This window comes from Vibrio sp. TRT 1302, assembly GCF_050113875.1.
In the GTDB taxonomy this organism is placed as follows: domain Bacteria; phylum Pseudomonadota; class Gammaproteobacteria; order Enterobacterales; family Vibrionaceae; genus Vibrio.
This window is the reverse complement of sequence record NZ_JBNJOF010000042.1, coordinates 1-1,728: the sequence shown is the minus strand read 5'-3', so window position 1 is coordinate 1,728 and position 1,728 is coordinate 1. Positions and strand designations below refer to the sequence as shown.

1 rRNA gene is annotated in these 1,728 nt (G+C 48.3%); it reads right to left on the bottom strand.

What is annotated here, in order from left to right:
- A 23S ribosomal RNA gene (locus ACQEXP_RS21160) occupies positions 1–1,488 on the bottom strand; the annotation flags it as partial.
- Positions 1,489–1,728 lie beyond the last annotated feature (240 nt).

Genomic DNA, 1,728 nt, shown 5'->3' with positions numbered 1-1,728 from the left:
AGAGAGCCGGATTTACCTAACTCTCAAGCCTACGCACTTGAACCTGGACAACCGTCGCCAGGCCCACCTAGCCTTCTCCGTCCCCCCATCGCAATTGTAAGAAGTACGGGAATATTAACCCGTTTCCCATCGACTACGCCTTTCGGCCTCGCCTTAGGGGTCGACTTACCCTGCCCCGATTAACGTTGGACAGGAACCCTTGGTCTTCCGGCGAGGAGGTTTTTCACCCCCTTTATCGTTACTCATGTCAGCATTCGCACTTCTGATACCTCCAGCATGCTTTACAACACACCTTCAACGGCTTACAGAACGCTCCCCTACCCAATGACTAAAGTCATTGCCGCAGCTTCGGTTTATAGCTTAGCCCCGTTACATCTTCCGCGCAGGCCGACTCGACTAGTGAGCTATTACGCTTTCTTTAAATGATGGCTGCTTCTAAGCCAACATCCTAGCTGTCTAAGCCTTCCCACATCGTTTCCCACTTAGCTATAATTTGGGACCTTAGCTGGCGGTCTGGGTTGTTTCCCTCTCCACGACGGACGTTAGCACCCGCCGTGTGTCTCCCGGATAGTACTTACTGGTATTCGGAGTTTGCAAAGGGTTGGTAAGTCGGGATGACCCCCTAGCCTTAACAGTGCTCTACCCCCAGTAGTATTCGTCCGAGGCTCTACCTAAATAGATTTCGGGGAGAACCAGCTATCTCCAGGTTTGATTGGCCTTTCACCCCTAGCCACAAGTCATCCGCTAATTTTTCAACATTAGTCGGTTCGGTCCTCCAGTTGATGTTACTCAACCTTCAACCTGCCCATGGCTAGATCACCTGGTTTCGGGTCTATATCCAGCAACTCGACGCCCAGTTAAGACTCGATTTCTCTACGGCTCCCCTAGATGGTTAACCTTGCTACTGAATATAAGTCGCTGACCCATTATACAAAAGGTACGCAGTCACACCACGAAGGTGCTCCTACTGCTTGTACGTACACGGTTTCAGGTTCTATTTCACTCCCCTCACAGGGGTTCTTTTCGCCTTTCCCTCACGGTACTGGTTCACTATCGGTCAGTCAGTAGTATTTAGCCTTGGAGGATGGTCCCCCCATATTCAGACAGGATAACACGTGTCCCGCCCTACTCGATTTCACTGATGATGAGATGTCGGTTACGGGGCTATCACCCTGTATCGCGGCACTTTCCAGAGCCTTCACCTGTCTCATTAAAAGCTTAAGGGCTAGTCCAATTTCGCTCGCCGCTACTTTCGGAATCTCGGTTGATTTCTTTTCCTCGGGGTACTTAGATGTTTCAGTTCCCCCGGTTCGCCTCGCTGCGCTATGTATTCACGCAGCGATACTTACTTATGTAAGTGGGTTTCCCCATTCGGAAATCCCAGACTCACAGGTTTTTACTACCTAATCTGGGCTTATCGCAAGTTAATACGTCCTTCATCGCCTCTGACTGCCAAGGCATCCACCGTGTACGCTTAGTCACTTAACCATACAACCCCAAAGGGTCTTTGTTAGTCACCAAAGTTGTCTGCATTTTTATACATGTGCAGACACGATTTTGCCGGACTCAAATATAAGTAACTTTCGTTACTTCCAAGAACACTTGAATGTGTGTTGGTACCTAAATCATAAGATTTAGGATTTGAGAACTTTTAATTTGAATAACAACGCATATCAAAGATATGGGGATTGTTGTTATTCGTCAGCTTTCCAAATTGTTAAAGAGCAA